We start from the raw sequence: 18164 nt of genomic DNA on the forward strand, positions 1-18164 counted from the left end.
CATCATCCGATTAATTGATGGTATGATTGCATCAGATGAGGTCAACACCAATATCAAAACATTGGCTGATTATTAGAAATTATAAAGATTTTTTGAAGGATGACCAATGAGTCAGCAATGGAAAATATATACAAAAACCGGGGATAAAGGTGAAACCTCTCTTATTGGAGGAAAGCGTGTGCCGAAATTTGATCAGCGAATTGAAGCTTATGGCACCGTAGATGAGTTGAAGTCGTATATTGGATTAATCAGGGATCAAGATATTAGCACAGCATATAAAAATCTACTTATCGAAATCCAAGATCGTTTATTTACCATTGAATCATCATTAGCTACAGATCTTGAAAATCCTCCTGAAAGAAAACTCCCATCGATTCAAGAATCAGATATTAAATTACTTGAGGATGAAATTGATGCGATGAATGAAAAAATTCCTTCTTTGAATTCGTTTATTTTACCGGGCGGAAATTTAGTTTCATCACATTGTCAGGTTGCACGTACTATATGTCGTAGAGCAGAACGTTTGACCATTAAATTAGCGTCTGGTACTGAAATTCAGGAAATTAATATTAAATATTTAAATAGGCTTTCAGATTACCTTTTTGTTCTCGCGCGAAAATGCATCTACGATTTTGGCGGTGAAGAAACAAAATGGAAAGCCAGGATTTGAGTTCATCATCTCCTTATTCAAAAACTTTCAAAGATTCTAGATCGCTTTAAGAATCAAATCAAAGTCGATAATATGATCTTAATTGTTGACTTAATGTTTAATTATTAAAAAATTAGTAAAATATATCTTGATATATATCGAAAAAAAATTATTTTTGCAAAAAAGTAAACCTTAAATTTCTTTACTATGTATTGGACATTAGAATTAGCCTCAAAATTAGAGGATGCACCATGGCCTGCTACTAAGGAGGAGTTGATCGATTTTGGAATCAGATCAGGTGCCCCAATGGAAGTAATCGAGAATTTGAGAGAAATTGAAGATGAGGGCGAGATTTACGAAAGCATTGAAGACATCTGGCCCGATTATCCGACAAGAGAAGACTTTTTCTTTCATGAAGATGAATACTAACCCCAAATAGCATAATGCCATTGTTCAAGTTGAATGATGGCATTTTTGGTTAATCGATGTGTCTGGCAAAAAATGAAAAATTCACATTCCCGTATTTTCGGTGTTCACTAAAAAAAGGATGGTCGACAAAAGTTAAATTTCGCGAATGTTCCATAATTAAAAAACCACCTTCATTCAACAATTTATTTTCAAAAACCAGATCAGGGATATGAACTGATTCATCTAAATCATATGGTGGATCTGCAAAAATAAAATCATAAGTTTCAATAGCATTGTTGAGGTACTGAAATACGTTCGATTTAATACAATTCAGGTTTATAAAATTCAACTCCTGAGCTGTTTTGCGAATGAAATCAACACAATGACTGTTAATATCAACAGCTTTAACGGATAAAGTGCCTCGAGAAGCAAATTCAAAGGAAATGTTTCCGGTGCCGGCAAACAAATCCAATACTTTAACCTCTTCAAAATCAAGTCTGTTATTTAAGATATTAAATAAGCTTTCTTTTGCAAAATCAGTAGTTGGTCGAACAGGAAGATTTTTTGGTGGATATAGTTTCTTGCCTCTGTATTTTCCACTTATAATTCGCACGAGCTTGCATTTAAGAGGTTATAATAAAAGTTGGAAGGTACTTCATCCAATGCATAACTGTAAGTGAAAAAATCATTTCGTTCAATAAATTCAATATTGCGTATATACTTAAACAAAATTTCGTAATATTTTGAATTTTTATCTATCTCGCCAAGCATAATCAGGTCGATATTTTCAGGATTAAGTTTTTGTTGTTCCAAAACGTAAATCAGGAAATAAGCAAGATCTTCAGGGGTCTTGTATCTGAACGTATTAAAGAATACAAGTTTAGACCCTTCAATAATTAAGACATCCAAAAAGTTGGAACGTATATTAACAAAAACCTGATTATTTAAATCCTGATTTTTATACTTAATCAATAAGCCTTCAATCAATGTGCTCGAAAAATGATTGATTTTGTAATTGATAAATTTCGATTTGATCAACTCTTTAATGCATGTAGGAATTGCAAATACATTATATGCCTGGAGAGAATTCAATTTATCGAATAAGATCTCTTCGCCATGCTCTATTTTATGATTGAAATTTAGATAATGATGGGTAGCCGTTTCTTCAAATAATGGGAAAGGTATTAAGGAGGCCTTTGTTCCTTCAAATAACACATTAACGCGATTGAACCTTCTTTTAATAATATCTAAATTATTAAATAATTCACCCAAATCTTTTGCCAGAATTTCATAATTATCCATTTCTTGAATGGCATACGTTTCAAGTGCAATTATTTTACTTCGTTCATCGTCAACGATACAAAAAGAAAATCCATCCAGAGAGATCTGGATGGATAGTATGTAGTTTTTGTTAAAATCTGAATAGTCGTTGTTGGCCTTTGCCAGAGCCTTATCTATGTAAGTGTTTAATTTAATTATGTTTAAAGACATCTGACAGGAATTTGGTTAGAACTCCCAGTTACCATCAGTTGAAGCTTCAGTTAACGAACCAACTTTCAGACCCGGAAATCTTTCAAATTCTTTTTGTTTTTTGATTAAATTTTGTATCAGCTGTTGATCCATACCAATTAAAATCAGATTATAGTCAGCAGAAATTTCAAATACCGGAACTCTAACTTTATTTATTTCAATAACCGCTGCGGCTAAACTGAATTGTTTACCTTCAGAAAAAGGGATGTATTGAATACTTTCCGGGTCGAAGTTTTTTCTGTTCTTAAAGATTATTTCCCCAACACTGGTATATCCTGTTGTGTCGTTAATCGTTTTGGTGAATGTTGTATCATTTGGGTCTGGAATGATATTTACAACCGGAAGTTGGCCATTTTTGATAAAATCAATCAGGGTATCAAAAGTTGGGGCATATTGTTTATAAACACCTTTATAGGCTATTTGAGCCTCTCTAATTTCTTTTAAGAGATTGATTACAACTTTTTCCCTTGCGGCTTTTTCATTTTCAAACCTAACAGGTTCCATGATGCTATCAACAACCAAGTAACCTAGAACGATGATGACTACTGCTAAAAATACTTTGAGGATAATGCTTTTCATTTTCATAGGAATTTTAAGTACATGCAAATTTAAAATATTTTTTAAATAAATGAATTATTTATTACTATTTAAACTTTTTTTAAGTAATTAGAATTCAATATAGAGATTAAAGGTTTAGTGTTTCGAAATCCGGGATATCTTCAAGAAAAGAAAATGATTTGTTTTCAATGTCAATTTTACAACAAAAGTGTTCAAGTCCGTTAGAAACAAGTAAGTAAGCAACTTTTAAGGTCATGTTGTAGCGGGCAATTTGCTCAAATGTGTTTTGGTCAATTGTTATATGAGGAGATTTACATTCAACAATCATACATGGATTCCCTTTTCGTGTATATATTAAAATGTCGGTTCTTTTTTTTAGTTGGTTAAGAATTAATCCCTTTTCTACAACTATTAAACCTTTAGGGATGTTTTTATTTGTATTAAGATACTTTAAAAGATTTTGGCGCACCCATTCTTCCGGAGATAATACAACAAATTTTTTTCTGAATTCATCAAAAATTTCAGTTATGTCATTTGACTTTCTTAATCGAAATTCAAATTCGGGAAGGTTAAGTTTTTTCATTCGTGGTAATTCATGCTAATCTTACAAATATATTTAACTTATTTGGTTTCATCTTTCATTTCTTATCAAACATCTAATTATTGATAATTTCAATTAACTTTGTTTCATAGAGTAAATTTAGCTTTAAATAGCAGTTTTTTTGATTTAGAATATAGCTTAACATGAAATTTCAAATCCATGAAATAGCCATCTGTAAAAATCTCATAGTAAAAGAAATGATTATGTTATGGCGTATTCCCTGGTTGCCGACAGGCAGGCATCTGACCGATTTTAAAGAAAGTTAAAAATATACAGATGAAAACAAAAAAAGAAATTGTTGAGAATTGGCTTCCCCGATATACCGGCACAGCCATTGAGGAGTTTGGAGAATATATATTATTGACAAATTTTAGCAATTATGTTGAATTATTTGCCAAATGGAACAATGTTCCTATAAAAGGCGAACACAAAGCAATGCCAAGTGCCACGGCTGGCAATATAACCATCATTAAATTTGGAATGGGAAGTCCAAACGCAGCTACCATCATGGATTTGTTAAGCGCGGTAAAGCCAAAAGCATGTTTGTTTTTGGGCAAGTGTGGAGGTCTTAAAAAGAAAAATAATCTTGGTGACTTCATCCTGCCCATTGCAGCCATTAGAGGAGAAGGAACTTCTAACGATTATTTTCCAAAAGCAGTGCCTGCACTTCCGGCATTTAACCTGCAAAAGGCAATATCAACAACCATTCGTGATTTTAAACAGGATTATTGGACCGGAACCGTATATACAACTAACAGAAGGGTTTGGGAATCGGACGATAAGTTTAAGGAATATTTGATGAAGACGCGTTCGATGGCCATTGATATGGAAACCGCTACTATTTTTATTGTAGGGTTTGCTAATTCAATTCCAACCGGGGCATTGTTAATGGTTTCGGATCAGCCAATGATTTCGGAAGGAGTCAAAACCGAGAAAAGTGATAATATTGTAACAGAAAACTTTGTTGATGTTCACCTGAAAATTGGGATAGAATCGTTACGTCAATTGATTGAAAAGAGAGAAACTGTTAAACATCTGTATTTCGACTAAATTATGATGACTTATAACCAAATTCTTGCTGACCTTAAAAGTAAAAAATACTACCCCATCTATTTCTTATATGGGGAAGAATCGTACTTCATTGATGTAATCTCTGATTATATTGAAAACAGTGTTTTGGATGAAGGGCAAAAGGAGTTTGATCAAACCGTAGTTTATGGAAAGGATACTGATGTTCCAACAATCGTTAGTCATGCAAAGCGGTTTCCGATGCTCGGGCACAAGCATGTGGTAATTGTCAAAGAAGCTCAGGAAATTAAAAAAATTGATGACTTACTATCATATGTCAATCAGCCGCTTGAATCAACCATTTTGGTGTTTTGTTATAAATACGCCAAGCTTGATCAACGGAAGCAATTGGCAAAAAGTTTAAGTAAAATTGGTGTTGTTTTTGAATCAAAAAAGTTATTCGAGTATCAAATATCGGAATGGATCAATAAGCAATTGGGCATTCGTGGTTATTCGATCCAGTCCAAAGCGGCATTGCTGATGACAGAATTTTTAGGTACCGATTTGAGTAAAGTTTCAAACGAAATCGAGAAATTATGCATCAACCTGCCAAAGGGAACTGAAATTACACCAACCCATATCGAAGCTAATATTGGGATCAGCAAGGATTATAATGTTTTTGAATTGCAAAATGCCTTAGGAAAAAAAGATGTGGTAAGAGCAAATCAGATCATTAATTATTTTGCCGCTAATCAAAGAGACAATCCAATGGTAAAGGTTGTTGGCTTATTGTATGGATTTTTTGTTAAAACACTCATCTATCATCAGGTGAAAGGAAAGAATGAAGACACAATAGCTGGTGCATTATCGGTTCCAAAGTTTTTTCTGAAAGATTATAAAATTGCTTCCCAGAATTATAATACAAACAAACTCACTCGAATTATTTCAAGCTTACGCGAATACGATTTGAAAGCAAAAGGTGTGAATAATGTTACCGCAACTGATGGCGAATTAATGAAAGAGTTGGTTTTTAAAATTTTGCATTAAATTTAGGGATGGGCTGGGATGGCTTCCCGACTTTCTCGGGACGCCATCCCTTTTATTATTCCATGATCAAATGCTTCAAAACTTCTTCGCTTTGCAAGTTTTTATGATATGCTATAAACTCTTCTCTACCATCAAACCACGAAAGTACTTCTTCACGTTTCAACAAAGTCGGCAAATTGGAAATAAGCGATTTATATGATGAGTAGTCATAATCTGGAAACCTTTCTTGTACTTTATGTCTTTGGGGGTTGAAATGAATATAAAATAACAATCTCATCAGATAATCCTTTTCGGTTACCCTCAACCGCTTAAAGACATTCAGGAACAAATTGCCTGAACGGTTCTCACGCTTATTGATGGTATTGGTATAGCTCAACATAAAGCGTTTAAATTGATGGCTGAATTCCGTTCCCTCAATATCTTCATTAATCCTTAATAGTAAATGATAATGATTTGGAAGAAGCGCGTAAGCAAAAACATCCGCAACAGGAGTCATATATTGCCTGAATTTGATCAAGAATAGATCATAATCGGTTCGGTCAATAAACACTTTTTCATGATTGTTTCCACGATTAAAAATATGATATGTCGCACCCGGAATGATTGGGGTCAATACTTTTTTTGATGGCATATATTAAATATCTTGATTTTAAATTTAATACCAATTCCGATAAAATGTCACCATTGAATCATGGGATGGCGTCCCTAGAAAAAAGGGAAGCCATCCCACCTTCATTTATCGGGACGCCATCCCAAGTATTTAAAAAGAAAAATTGCAAATTAATCGGTTAATTTATTATACTTGAGCCTCCCCGTAAATAGCTTGGAATTAACTATGTTAAAAAAAATAACATGAAAAACCTCCTTCTTTTCTTTGGCATATTGCTTTTTGTAGCTTGTAGCAAAAAAGAACCTGAAAATATTGTTGAGCCCCAAATGCTATCATTTGAGGCATCAAAGACCGAGATTTTGCTCGGTGAATCTGTAACCCTTAATTGGGAAGGCATAGGCGACTATGCTACTATCAACGGTACGGTTGTGCCGATAAGTGGTTCGTTGGGGGTAACGCCGACGAATACGATCCAGTACCAAGCCGTGGCTTGGAACAGCGAGGGTTGGAAAAGCAACCCAGGAAAAAGTGTTTTGATTAACGTAACCCAACCTATTGTTTATAATAGGACAGATACACTGTGCAACTTGTTTTATTGGAAAGTTGACAGTACCCTTTCTTTCTCTACTGGATATTGGACCAAAACAAATTATTACGATTACGAACTTGATTATCGAATAAACTACTACCCCGATGGGTCTATCATAATGACTCGTCCAGATGGAACTGTGGTAGGTAATAGTGACCATTGGTCATGGAAGGGGTTAGACTCAATCCAAAAAAGCAGTGAGGCTTATAAATATAATTTTAGAGCCGACACAACTCTTGTTCTTAACTCAAGGAATAATACTCTAATTAGTTATTACAAAGGTTATCCTAAGTAATAATTTAAAAACTCAAAAACTATTTCTTTAAAATAAAAAAACCGCTGGAATATTTTCCTGCGGTTTTATTATTCTCTAATTATCCATATTTATATTACCTTAAAGTGCGGTAACTTCCCCAAGCACTGTAGTAGTAGTGGTGGTAGGAGGGGGAAAATCAAGAGAGGTATAACCTAAACATGAAACTTTAAAAACAGTTTTTTGTTGTAATTTAGGAATTGGATAAGGTGTAGAAAATTGAGGTGACCCCACCCCACTACCACAGCTTGTTGAACCTGAATCGCCACATCTAATAACACTTCCACTTTCATTATAACAAGTACAACTACAAGATTTAGACTCCTCAGGGCTCCATCTTACGTCAACATCACTATCTATATTTACAGCGGTTGGATTTGTTGAACGATTAACTTCTAAGTTAGGTACTGGGTTTGCTATAACTCGAAAAGTTTTTGTTTGTTCAATAGAGCCACCGTCAACCTGGAGAGTAAATCTAACTGTATGGATTCCAGCAGTTGTAGGGACTCGTATTAATTGAGATCCATAAATAACTTGCTCATCAAGATTCCTATCTACTATTGTATAAGTAAAACCACCGTCAATATTAACAGATAATGTAAATATATCTACTGCATTAGCACATTGTCCAAGAACAGCTGTCCCTGTAGCCGTCATGTTTTCTCCAACATTATAAGTATCTTTATCAATATTTGTTACCAAGGAAGCAGATGGACGTTCATTCCCCCCAAATTCATCAAGAGCAATTACTTTTTCAGTTCCTCTCATCCCAAATAAAAGGGCTAAAATCAACATCCCCATAGTAATTGTATTTCCTGTAATATTAGACCCTTCTGATTTGTTTTTATTCTTTTTTAAATACATAGCAACTAAAATAATTATTAATAGAATGACAATAATAATAATAAATATAACGGACTTAAGTGGTTCTACTTCAGGAGTTGTGGTGGACTCAAAACTAAATTCTTTTTTATCTAAAATATTGCCATCTTTATCCGACAAAGCTACTGACAACTGGGGGTTAATACATTCAGAAATAATTGAAAGAGGAATGTCTGTTTTAGCCCCATTCATGCTTTGAGGAAGCTGTTCATTGACTGGTTCAGCACAAGAACGGCCATATTTATTAGTGATGGTAGCAAAAATATTTATTGATGTTTCTGTAACTTTTGTGCCTAAACGATTATGAGGGAAAGCATCAGCTCGAGGAGCCCAAAGAAGGGTTAGGTTGGCAATATCTCCTTTAGCATAATAATCTTTATCAAGAGAAAGACTTTGAATTGTGGCACTGTCTCCGGCTAATACATAATGAGTAGTCACAATGTTTGATTCACCATTAGAATCTTTTAAACTAAAATTCACATCATATGATTGAGGAGTTGTAGCTTTTGGAAGAGTTACTGAAATAACTTTTTGTTCTTCACTATTAAATAAAATTGAAGTTAAATCTCCTCCTGCCTGATCAACAACTTCTCCAAAAGAACTTCGGTGACGAGTTTGATAATTAGGAGTAGCTTCTATTTCTTCTTTTGAAGAATTAAAAACTGAACAATTTAATAATATAGGGATGGCTTCCTCTTCGAGGACGCCATCCCTATTTCTACAAAGAACTGATCACTTTGCTTTATTGTAAAGTTTATCTTTTTGTTTAATCCCCTTTTCCATCCATTCAGGAGCATCCGTTCCTTTCAGATAATGATCAAAATATTGTTTCATCCTAATTTGAAAATCAATCTGATTGCTTTTATTCGCCAGATGATGATTCTCGTCGGGATACGAGAGAAGTATTACATTTTTTCCAAGTCGGCGGGCAGCGTTATAAAACTCAAGACCTTGATTCCAATCCACAGCACCATCAATGGTTCCATGTAAGATCATAAATGGGGTTTTGATGCCTGGAGCATTATGAACAGGTGATTGATCAATATAATTTTGCATGTCATCGAACATTCCTTTACCCATCCGCACTTGACCCAATTCGAAAATTCCCTGATTATTGGTTCCGCTATTTTTATAAAGAATATTATACATGCTTGTCAGATTTGTAACAGGTGCACCTGTTACTGTACAAGCAAACATATCAGTTTGGGTAAGTATAAAGGATGATTGGTAACCACCCCAACTATGTCCCTGCATCCCGATATGATCAGGATCGGCATAACCCAACTCAATTACTTTTTTAACCGCAGAAGTAACACAATCAAGCGCGTTCCATCCTGGTTGACCTTCGTAATATTTAATATCGGGCATCAATACCAAATAACCATCGCTTGCATATTCCGACATATGCGGACGATCATCGTAAGCAGGCATTGAATAACGATTGTGTTGATTCGATACTTTTTCGTAAAAATAGACCAACATAGGGTATTTCTTTCCTTTTTCATAATTCGCAGGAAGTGTTAGCGTACCTTGTAATCTATCACCTTGCTTATTTTTGAATTCAATAAGTATTCTGCTTCCCCATTTGTACTCAGTTTGTTGTGGGTTAGCATCGGTTTGTTTAATCACTTTAATAAATTTTGAATCCGAAGTGTAATAATCAGGGAAATCAACAAAAGATTCTCTGCTAAATAAAAAGCGATTGGCTTTAGTTGCTTTATTCAATCTTCCAAAACTGTAATCCGTAAAAATTAATTCCTGTGGGCTTTTCCCATCGTTAAGTTTAAAATATCCTGATTTCTTCGTCCATTCGCCATAAGCTGAAAGGTAATTATCAGCAGACAAATCAATAAATGGTTCTGGGTTTGTTCGTGCAATACGAAGTTCTATTTCATTGGTAGTTCCAAAGTTTCCGGTCAAATTATAACCTCCGCTGCCATCCAATGCCAGCGACCACAAATCATAAAGATGATTCACGTAAACTGATTTGCCGTCTTTTGACCAGCCGGCAATTCCATAGGATGGATTTTCATAAGGATGATCCTCATTAATATCAATAAAACTGACATTTACCGAACGGGAAATATTGCTTAAGTTTTTCTTCATCATATCATAAGTGAAGAAATGCCCTTCTTTGAAGAATAAGAAATATGTTCCCTGAGGTGATAAACCCATGCTTCTTCCAACCTTTTTTTCAATCAGTTTTTTCGAGCCTGTTTTTATATCAATGAAATAATAATCATTGAACCCACCTCCCCAATTTGTGTCAGAAATATAGGGTTTAGGATCGCCTCCAATAGCTTGATCTGCATTGCGATTTAAACTGATATAACGCATGTTATCCGATGAAAGCTGCACAAAATCCATCTTATCTAAATGAAGAATGGCTGTATAAGTCGAATTTTCTTCCCGACTGGCCCGACGCATCTGAACTGATTGAATATCTTCATCATCCCAATGCCATACATCAACATTTGCGATGGTATCACGGCTCAACTTTACTTTCTTGTTTTGTTCTTTAATGCTTATAATAAGTCTTTTGTTGTCGAGACTGAAGCTTAAATCGCCTTTTTCACTTAAAATATATCCCTTCGGGAAGTTTTTGTCATTGTCAGGTATATAGTTTATTTGCTGTGGTTTAGCCGAGTTCAATCCGGAAAATACAATCAATGAATTGATGCGTTGTTCTGTTGTATCGGTGGTATTTCCCTTAAGCACTGCCAATGCGGTTCCTTTACTTCCCCATTCGTTGCGATAAAGCATTTCATCATCCCAGGTTAACTTACTATAACTTGTCGTATCGGTGTCGAGGGGAGTGATGTTCCCTTTTAAAAGATCCATCAGGTAAACCCCATTCCCTGCTTTACTATCGGCATCGATTATATATGCAAGCAATGTTCCCTGTTTGTTGAACTTAAAATCGCTGACATTTCCGATATTCATAATTTTGTTATCGCTTAAATTTTTAATGAGCAAGTCAGAACCATCAATTTCTTTGTTGTCTTTTTCCTTTTTAATAACTATGTAATCCGATGAAGGTGAAAATCCGATGCTTTTAATTTTGTCCCACTCATTTTTTTTACCTGTTTCAAGGTTCAATAATACACCTTTGCTATAAACCTCCTTTTTGTTTTTACGTAGTTTATCACGTTCCTTTTTCGTTAAATTTTTTTGATAAACGATCCACTTTGAATTAGATGAAAATATTGGATTACTGCAATATGGATCGGAGAAAAGTTTGCCTGTTTCTATATTTTTAATATACAAAGTATCATCTCCATCATTTGGACGATAACTGTAAGTCATCCAATTTCCGTCATCAGACAGATTTGTTGAAACGATCCTTTTCCATTTTGGATAGTCTGCAACTCCAAGCGTTTTTTTTACCTCTTGTGCAAAAGCTCCAATACCAATGGCAAGCATCAATATTGCCATCAATAAATATTTACTCAATGATTTCATGATTATATGTTTTAAGTTTTAAGAAGTAAAAATATGGAATGATTGATAAAAGTTCGTTTTTTCAAAGAAGTATAAATAGAAGCTATTGCTTGATTTGTCGATAATTTGTTAGGTTTTTATATTGAAAACGGGATGGCGCCATCCCATGGGCCTCGCATTAAAATTTAAAGCAAGGGTTTAGTAATTGACACAGTTTTCCGGATTTTCGTAAATGCGGTTGATCAAATCACGATATTTCCCTGAAATAAAGGTCCGTCTTAGTTTTAAGGTTGGAGATAATTCACCTGATTCAGTACTCCATTCATCCGAAATAAGTGCAAATTTTTTAACCTGTTCAACCTTGTCAATATCTTTGTTTAAATGAATAATTTCTTTTTCAAACCTTTCCAAAATAATTGGATTCTTGATAATGGCATCGATGGTACCGAATGGAATTTTTTTTATGGCACACCACGATTGAAGGTAGTTGAAGTTGGGGGCAATAATTGCCGCAGGACATTTGCGATTTTCTCCAACAACGATAATATATTCAATGAATGGGGACGATTTAAAACTACTTTCGATAGCTTGAGGGGCTACGTATTTCCCTCCTGAAGTTTTGAATATTTCCTTTTTTCGGTCAGTTATTTTTAAAAAACCATCATTGTCGATCATCCCGATATCGCCTGTATGAAACCATCCTTCATCATCAATTACCTGACTGGTGAGTGTTGGATGATTGAAATAGCCCAGCATGAGATTTGGGCCTTTGCATAATATTTCGCCATCGGTAGCGATTTTGATACTTACATCTTTAATGAGCTTTCCAACAGTTCCAAATTTAAAGCCCTTTTTCTGAAATGTTTGTACACAAATTACCGGAGATGTTTCTGTTAATCCATAGCCTTCAAGTATATGAATTCCTGCTGCCCAAAATATTTTTGATAAATGAATTTGTAAATTGGCACCACCCGAAACAATTAATTTTAACCGGCCACCAAAAACTTTTTGCCACTGCTTGAATACAAGAATTTTTGCAAAATAGAGCTTAACAGAATACCAACATCCATTTTTAGGAGCCAATTCAAATTGTTCGGCTAACCTAATTGACCAGAAAAATAGAGTTCTTTTTATTAATGGTAAACTAAGTCCAGATTGATAAATCTTGGCATAAATTTTTTCCATTACGCGAGGAACTGTGCAAAATACCTGGGGCTGTATTTCTTTTATCTCTATTGAGATGTTTTGAATGTTTTCGGAATAGTAAATCGAAACACCCAGATACTGATAAATATAATTTAACATCCGTTCGTAAACATGGCATAAGGGCAGAAAACTAAGTGCTTTATCATTTGGGTTGAGATCAGCAATAGTTGAACAGGTTGTAAAATTGGAAATAAAATTTGAGTGCGAAAGCATAACCCCTTTTGGTTTTCCGGTTGTTCCTGAAGTATAAATAATGCTTGCAATATCATCTGTTTTTATCCCTGCTTTATAATAGTTTAGTTTTTCTCCTTCGTATTGATCGCCGAGCAATAAAATTTCTCCCCAATTTTTAACCGCAAAAGTTTTTTCGATTGAATATACTTCCCGGATAGAAGGAAATTCTTTGGCTATTAATTTGATGCGATCATAAATTTCGTTGTTCTGGACAAATATATATTTGACCTGAGTTTCCTTAAAAATGTAGTTGTAATTTGGCTTACTGATATTGGGGTAAATTGGAATTTGAATAGCACCAATTTGCATCAATCCCATGTCAATAAAATTCCATTCGGGGCAATTGCCAATAATAGTGGCAATCATATCACCTTTTCGGACACCTAATTGAAGTAGTCCTTTACTAAAGCGATCGGTGTATTCTAAATAATCTTTGGCAGAATAAGTATTCCAAACATTTTTAGACTTAAATCCAAACGCATTTTGTTTGTCAGAATAATTTGTTCTGTACAGATCGAGCAGATCAAAAATGCGTGTTATTGGAATCATCTCATATGTTAAAATTAATTAAATAATTTTTCTATCTCTTCTTTATACGTTTCAGCAATGGTATTCCTTTTTAAACTCATTTTTGCAGTTAATTCTCCCGAATCTACAGTAAAAGATTTATCTAATATTTCAATTTTAGCGATCTGCTCAGTCTTTCCAAAGAATTGGTTATAAAAATCTATTTCTTTTTGAATTCTTTTCTTAATTCTTGGTAGTTTGATCATTTTAGCGTCCGTAGTATACTCAATTTCTTTGACACCGCACCAGCTTCTTAAATGCTCAAACTGCGGGACGATCAATGCGGCTGCATATTTTTGATTTTCCCCAAATACAACTGTAGTTTCAATAAATGGAGATTCATTAAATTTATTTTCAAGTACCTGTGGACTGATGTATTTACCGAAAGAAGTTTTGAAAATTTCTTTTTTACGTCCGGTAATCTTAAGTTGGCCTTCTTTTTCGAATACACCTAAATCGCCTGTGTGAAACCAGCCTTCTTCATCAATGACCTCGGCAGTTAACTCTGGTTGCTTGTAATAACCTTCCATCACATTGGGCCCTTTGCATAAAATTTCTCCGTCATCGGCAATTTTTACAGTTACTCCGGGTATTATGGGACCTACTGCACCGAATTTACGTTCACCTTTTTTAAGGGTTGAAACTGCGATCACCGGAGATGTTTCGGTAAGTCCGTATCCTTCAAGAATGGGGATTTCAGCAGCTGTAAATACACGGGCTAAGCGCTCTTGCAAGGCAGCACCACCTGATACAATCAGCTGAAAGCGCCCACCTAATCCTGCTTTCCATTTACTTAAAACAAGTTTACGCGCAATTTTTAATTGGATACCATAGAAAAATCCATTTCGGTTATCTAATTCATATTTCAACCCAATATTTACTGCCCAGAAGAAAATACCTTTTTTTATTCCTTTAAGTTTTCGCCCCTTCATGATAATTTTATCATAAACTTTTTCAAGTAGCCGTGGCACTGAAGACATCAAATCGGGTCTTATTTCTTTGATATTATCAGCAATGGTCCCAATGTTTTCGGCATAATAAATCGAGATCCCAACGTATTGAAACATATAGGTTAACATCCTTTCGTAAATATGACAAAGGGGCAAGTAGCTTAATGCTCTGCCTTCTTCTCCCATCGGTGGGATATGTCGGGTAGCAAGAATGTTGCTTACGATATTATTATGAGTAAGCATCACACCTTTTGGGTCTCCGGTTGTTCCTGAAGTATAAATGAGGGTGACCAAATCACTGGTTTTAATAGTGCTTTTGATTTGTTTGACCAAATCGGGAGCTGAATGTTTTTTCCCTAGCTCAAGTAAATCATTTAAATGATTTGCCTTTGGCACCTTATCGAAAGTGTAAATGCCCTTTAAACTTGGAACATTGGGTGAAATATGTTCAATCTTTTTGAGGAGTGTTTTGCTGGAAATAAACACATAATTTACTTCAGCATGATTTAAGATATACTTGTATTCCGACTCACTAATTGTTGGATAAATCGGAACATGAACAGCCCCAATTTGCATGATTGCCATATCAACAAAATTCCATTCAGGACGGTTGTTCGAAATACTGGCTATCTTGTCTCCTTTTTCAACACCTAATTTAAGTAATGCATAACTGATGTTGTTCGAAATCTCAATATATTGGTCAATGTTATATTTTACCCATTCCCCATTTTCTTTTGCGGCTAAAACATCATCTTTTGGCTTATAATTCTCCTTATAATGAGGTAGGAGATCAAAAAGTCGTGTAACTTCCATAATAAATTAATTAGTGCATAAATGTTAGGTTGCACAATAATATGAAAAATTTGTTATAAAAAAAATACAAATAATTTATGCTATTTGCGATTAATGGTCGTCCCGTTTGCCTGGGCTGTTGGCATTATCAGTAAATCATTGATATTCACATGCGCGGGTAGTGTTGTTACATAAAAAGCTACATCGGCGATATCTTCAGGGTGTAAGGGTTCAAATCCTTTATAAACATTATCGGCAGTTTGCTGATTGCCTTTAAAGCGAACCATTGAAAACTCTGTTTCTACAGCTCCGGGGGCTATTTGTGTAACCTTGATGCCCGATTCCAATAAATCGATTCTCATGCCTTTGGTTAGAGCGTCAACGGCATGTTTACTTGCGCAATAAACATTTCCTTTCGGATACACCTCTCTACCTGCAATGGAGCCGATATTAATAATATGGCCGGATTTTTTCTCAATCATCATTGGAGCAACATTTCTGGTAATATATAAAAGCCCTTTTACATTGGTATCGATCATTTGATCCCAATCGTCCATGCTGCCCGATTGTATTGGATCTAATCCTGCAGCTAGTCCGGCATTGTTGATCAGTACATCAATGGTTTGCCCATTTAATGTTGCAATTGCAGATTTAACTTCTTCTCTTTTTCTTACATCAAAAGTTAATGTGGTAATTTCAACTTTGAAATTTTTTGTCAATTCTGTTTTTAACTGTTGCAAACGATCATCTCGTCGGCCTGTTAAGATCAGTTTGTAATTATTTTGTGCAAATTTAATGGCACAAGCTTTTCCAATTCCGCTTGTTGCACCGGTAATGAGGGCAGTTTTGATCATGATTTTATTTTTTTAATCTTAGATTAGTTGATAACCCGAAACGAATCCATCTACCTGGCATCATCACGTTTCCAATATCAAAATAATCGATGTTAAGTATGTTAGCTATTTCCAAATATACATCCCAATTTTTAATTTCCCAATTAATCTTGGAATCAAATAATACAAACGGAGCATAAGCTGTTTCCTTATTATCTTTGAAATGGAAATAAGATCCCGCCCTGTCCTGATAAGTTGCTTGCCAATTGATGGTTATATATTTAATGATTGGATGTGAAAGACTGATAGCAAATTTATGTTTTAAATAATCCAAAGCATATTTCGACTGATATTCCCCACTTTGTTTGCTAACATCAGTATATGAATAACTCAGGCGTAACTGATTTATTGGAAGATTTTGACTTTGAAAAAATTTAGAATTTAGTAAAACAGAAACTTCAATTCCGGTGGTTGAAAGTTCGGTAATATTTTTACTTTCCCATTTTAAACTATCGGCAACCCTAACCCAATCAATGATATTTCCCCCATCTCTTTTAAATATTGCCATTTCAGCAGCCACTTCATGATTGATAAATTTTAAACCGGCTTCGTAAGCGATTGCTTCCTCTGGTTTCAGATCGGAGTTTCCAATATTTGTAGGGCCTACATAATAAAGGTCGGTAAAGGTTGGTAAACGAAATGATTTATTTACCGAACTAAATAACCTGAGATTGTTGCTTAATTGATAACTTAAGTCAACACCGGGAATCCAGTGCCAATCAAAAGCCGAATTATAGTTGGCAAGTAAGCCTCCTGAAAAACTCCATTTTGTGGTATAGTAACTATGCTCAATAAAAAATGATAAATTATCGCGATGATCCTTCTTTTTGTAGAAGGCATCCTTTTCTCCCCTAACTGCAATAGGAGAATCCATCTGAATCCCTAAAATATTACTTAAAATTTGTTCCCGTCGGTAAGAAGTACCAAAAGCAGATTTCCCCAACCCTGAAATAATATTTATTGTTTCTTCCAAACCGTAAACCTGAGTTTGGTGATAGTTATGGCCGCTATACCAACTTGCCGGATTGCTACGAAAAAGCTCAAAGCGATCGTTGTGCTGTTTCCAATAAATAGATAAGTCAGATTTTATTTTGCTGGCATTCTGCCAATTGGCAGAAATAAACCTTGTTTTGGTTTGTTCATACTGATTTGGATATACTGGAGTATAGAAGCTGTTGGCACCAAATGATTTGTCCTGATAGGCTGCCTGAAAAGTTAGTTTATTGCTTTTAAGTTTTAATTGCGACAGATAAAAAAGATTGAGTATTTGGTAATCCGTATTTTCTATATACCCTCCGGATCCTTTTTTAGAAAATGTTAATCCATTTGACAAAGTTTCATTTCCTGTATTTAATGAGGCTGCTGCACTATAGAATTCATACTCTCCTTTACTCAAAGCTATTTTCACCTCATTGAGTTCGGAGGGAATGGTGATGATATTGATGGCACCACTGAATGCATTTGGCCCAAAGGTTCGGGAAGCAGGCCCTTCCAATATTTCAATTCTTTCAATCGATTCCAGATCTATGGGTAAATCGGCGTTGTGATGACCTGTTTGAGGATCATTAAATGGAATCCCGTTAACCAGGATCATGGTTTGATCGAATGAGCCACCGCGGATACTAATGTCGGCCTGAACACCATGATGACCTCTTTGGCGGACATCAACATTCATTGTATATTCAAGCAAATCAGCAAAACTTTGAACCGGAGCTCCTTTAATCTCTGCTTTTGTAATAACCGAAACTACTCTTGATGCTTCAGAATAAAGTGCAGGAGTGCGTTTTGCGGTTATCTCAATTCCTGAAATCCAAAGGGTATCTGTTTGTGCATATATATTAAAACCTGCAATGGCCAATGCCAATGTTAAGATGATTTTTTTCATT

The 18164-nt window shown here is 34.9% G+C and carries 16 protein-coding genes; 5 read left to right on the forward strand and 11 right to left on the reverse strand.

What is annotated here, in order from left to right; all coding sequences use genetic code 11:
* Positions 1-106 precede the first annotated feature (106 nt).
* A complete protein-coding gene (locus tag KKG99_08705) occupies positions 107-670 on the forward strand; it encodes a cob(I)yrinic acid a,c-diamide adenosyltransferase (GenBank protein ID MBU1013075.1) in 564 nt (187 codons plus the stop codon).
* 186 nt (positions 671-856) lie between these two features.
* The gene (locus tag KKG99_08710) at positions 857-1078 is read left to right on the forward strand and encodes a DUF2795 domain-containing protein (protein ID MBU1013076.1); all 222 of its coding nucleotides are present in this window, start codon (positions 857-859) and stop codon (positions 1076-1078) included.
* 49 nt (positions 1079-1127) lie between these two features.
* Here the strand turns inward: KKG99_08710 and KKG99_08715 are convergent, their stop codons facing one another.
* The 4 genes from KKG99_08715 to KKG99_08730 form a co-directional block, all read right to left on the reverse strand.
* The gene (locus KKG99_08715) at positions 1128-1670 is read right to left on the reverse strand and encodes an RsmD family RNA methyltransferase (protein MBU1013077.1); all 543 of its coding nucleotides are present in this window, start codon (positions 1668-1670) and stop codon (positions 1128-1130) included.
* A complete protein-coding gene (locus KKG99_08720) occupies positions 1658-2548 on the reverse strand; it encodes a DUF3822 family protein (protein ID MBU1013078.1) in 891 nt (296 codons plus the stop codon). Before KKG99_08720 ends, KKG99_08715 begins: the two co-directional genes overlap by 13 nt.
* A 15-nt stretch (positions 2549-2563) precedes the next feature.
* Positions 2564-3166 carry a hypothetical protein gene (locus KKG99_08725; protein MBU1013079.1) on the reverse strand — a complete coding sequence of 201 codons (603 nt, stop codon included), beginning with the start codon at positions 3164-3166 and terminating at the stop codon, positions 2564-2566.
* Positions 3167-3272: 106 nt separating this feature from the next.
* Complete coding sequence (locus KKG99_08730) at positions 3273-3728, reverse strand: type I restriction enzyme HsdR N-terminal domain-containing protein (protein ID MBU1013080.1); 456 nt, start codon at positions 3726-3728, stop codon at positions 3273-3275.
* A gap of 294 nt (positions 3729-4022) precedes the next feature.
* Here KKG99_08730 and KKG99_08735 point away from each other — a divergent pair, with 294 nt between their 5' ends.
* Complete coding sequence (locus tag KKG99_08735; protein MBU1013081.1) at positions 4023-4796, forward strand: AMP nucleosidase; 774 nt, start codon at positions 4023-4025, stop codon at positions 4794-4796.
* A gap of 6 nt (positions 4797-4802) precedes the next feature.
* Positions 4803-5801, forward strand: a complete 999-nt coding sequence (holA, locus tag KKG99_08740; protein MBU1013082.1) for a DNA polymerase III subunit delta — start codon at positions 4803-4805, stop codon at positions 5799-5801.
* A gap of 55 nt (positions 5802-5856) precedes the next feature.
* Here the strand turns inward: holA and KKG99_08745 are convergent, their stop codons facing one another.
* The gene (locus KKG99_08745) at positions 5857-6432 is read right to left on the reverse strand and encodes a transposase (GenBank protein MBU1013083.1); all 576 of its coding nucleotides are present in this window, start codon (positions 6430-6432) and stop codon (positions 5857-5859) included.
* Positions 6433-6653: 221 nt separating this feature from the next.
* Between KKG99_08745 and KKG99_08750 the strand changes: the two genes are divergently transcribed.
* Entirely contained in the window at positions 6654-7295 is a 642-nt protein-coding gene (locus KKG99_08750) for a hypothetical protein (GenBank protein ID MBU1013084.1), read from the forward strand.
* 99 nt (positions 7296-7394) lie between these two features.
* Here KKG99_08750 and KKG99_08755 read toward each other — a convergent pair whose 3' ends face one another.
* The 6 genes from KKG99_08755 to KKG99_08780 all read right to left on the reverse strand — a co-directional run bounded on the left by KKG99_08755 (position 7395) and on the right by KKG99_08780 (position 18163).
* Complete coding sequence (locus KKG99_08755; GenBank protein ID MBU1013085.1) at positions 7395-8675, reverse strand: hypothetical protein; 1281 nt, start codon at positions 8673-8675, stop codon at positions 7395-7397.
* A gap of 252 nt (positions 8676-8927) precedes the next feature.
* Complete coding sequence (locus KKG99_08760; GenBank protein MBU1013086.1) at positions 8928-11657, reverse strand: prolyl oligopeptidase family serine peptidase; 2730 nt, start codon at positions 11655-11657, stop codon at positions 8928-8930.
* A gap of 177 nt (positions 11658-11834) precedes the next feature.
* On the reverse strand, positions 11835-13625 hold the full coding sequence (locus KKG99_08765) for a long-chain fatty acid--CoA ligase (protein MBU1013087.1): 1791 nt from the start codon (positions 13623-13625) through the stop codon (positions 11835-11837).
* A 14-nt stretch (positions 13626-13639) separates the two neighbouring features.
* A complete protein-coding gene (locus KKG99_08770; GenBank protein ID MBU1013088.1) occupies positions 13640-15406 on the reverse strand; it encodes a long-chain fatty acid--CoA ligase in 1767 nt (588 codons plus the stop codon).
* A gap of 80 nt (positions 15407-15486) precedes the next feature.
* On the reverse strand, positions 15487-16239 hold the full coding sequence (locus KKG99_08775; GenBank protein ID MBU1013089.1) for an SDR family oxidoreductase: 753 nt from the start codon (positions 16237-16239) through the stop codon (positions 15487-15489).
* A 4-nt stretch (positions 16240-16243) separates the two neighbouring features.
* Positions 16244-18163, reverse strand: coding sequence for a TonB-dependent receptor (locus KKG99_08780; protein ID MBU1013090.1), 1920 nt, complete (start codon positions 18161-18163; stop codon positions 16244-16246).
* Position 18164: the final 1 nt, after the last annotated feature.

This window comes from Bacteroidota bacterium (assembly GCA_018816945.1).
Lineage (GTDB): Bacteria > Bacteroidota > Bacteroidia > Bacteroidales.

Coding starts and splice junctions, on each gene's coding strand:
- KKG99_08775 (MBU1013089.1), bottom strand. CDS start 16,239: ATGATCAAAACTGCCCTCATTACCGGTGCAACAAGCGGAATTGGAAAA.
- KKG99_08765 (MBU1013087.1), bottom strand. CDS start 13,625: ATGATTCCAATAACACGCATTTTTGATCTGCTCGATCTGTACAGAACA.
- KKG99_08710 (MBU1013076.1), top strand. CDS start 857: ATGTATTGGACATTAGAATTAGCCTCAAAATTAGAGGATGCACCATGG.
- KKG99_08730 (MBU1013080.1), bottom strand. CDS start 3,728: ATGAAAAAACTTAACCTTCCCGAATTTGAATTTCGATTAAGAAAGTCA.
- KKG99_08735 (MBU1013081.1), top strand. CDS start 4,023: ATGAAAACAAAAAAAGAAATTGTTGAGAATTGGCTTCCCCGATATACC.
- KKG99_08720 (MBU1013078.1), bottom strand. CDS start 2,548: ATGTCTTTAAACATAATTAAATTAAACACTTACATAGATAAGGCTCTG.
- KKG99_08705 (MBU1013075.1), top strand. CDS start 107: ATGAGTCAGCAATGGAAAATATATACAAAAACCGGGGATAAAGGTGAA.
- KKG99_08725 (MBU1013079.1), bottom strand. CDS start 3,166: ATGAAAAGCATTATCCTCAAAGTATTTTTAGCAGTAGTCATCATCGTT.
- KKG99_08745 (MBU1013083.1), bottom strand. CDS start 6,432: ATGCCATCAAAAAAAGTATTGACCCCAATCATTCCGGGTGCGACATAT.
- KKG99_08770 (MBU1013088.1), bottom strand. CDS start 15,406: ATGGAAGTTACACGACTTTTTGATCTCCTACCTCATTATAAGGAGAAT.
- KKG99_08780 (MBU1013090.1), bottom strand. CDS start 18,163: ATGAAAAAAATCATCTTAACATTGGCATTGGCCATTGCAGGTTTTAAT.
- KKG99_08750 (MBU1013084.1), top strand. CDS start 6,654: ATGAAAAACCTCCTTCTTTTCTTTGGCATATTGCTTTTTGTAGCTTGT.
- holA (MBU1013082.1), top strand. CDS start 4,803: ATGACTTATAACCAAATTCTTGCTGACCTTAAAAGTAAAAAATACTAC.
- KKG99_08760 (MBU1013086.1), bottom strand. CDS start 11,657: ATGAAATCATTGAGTAAATATTTATTGATGGCAATATTGATGCTTGCC.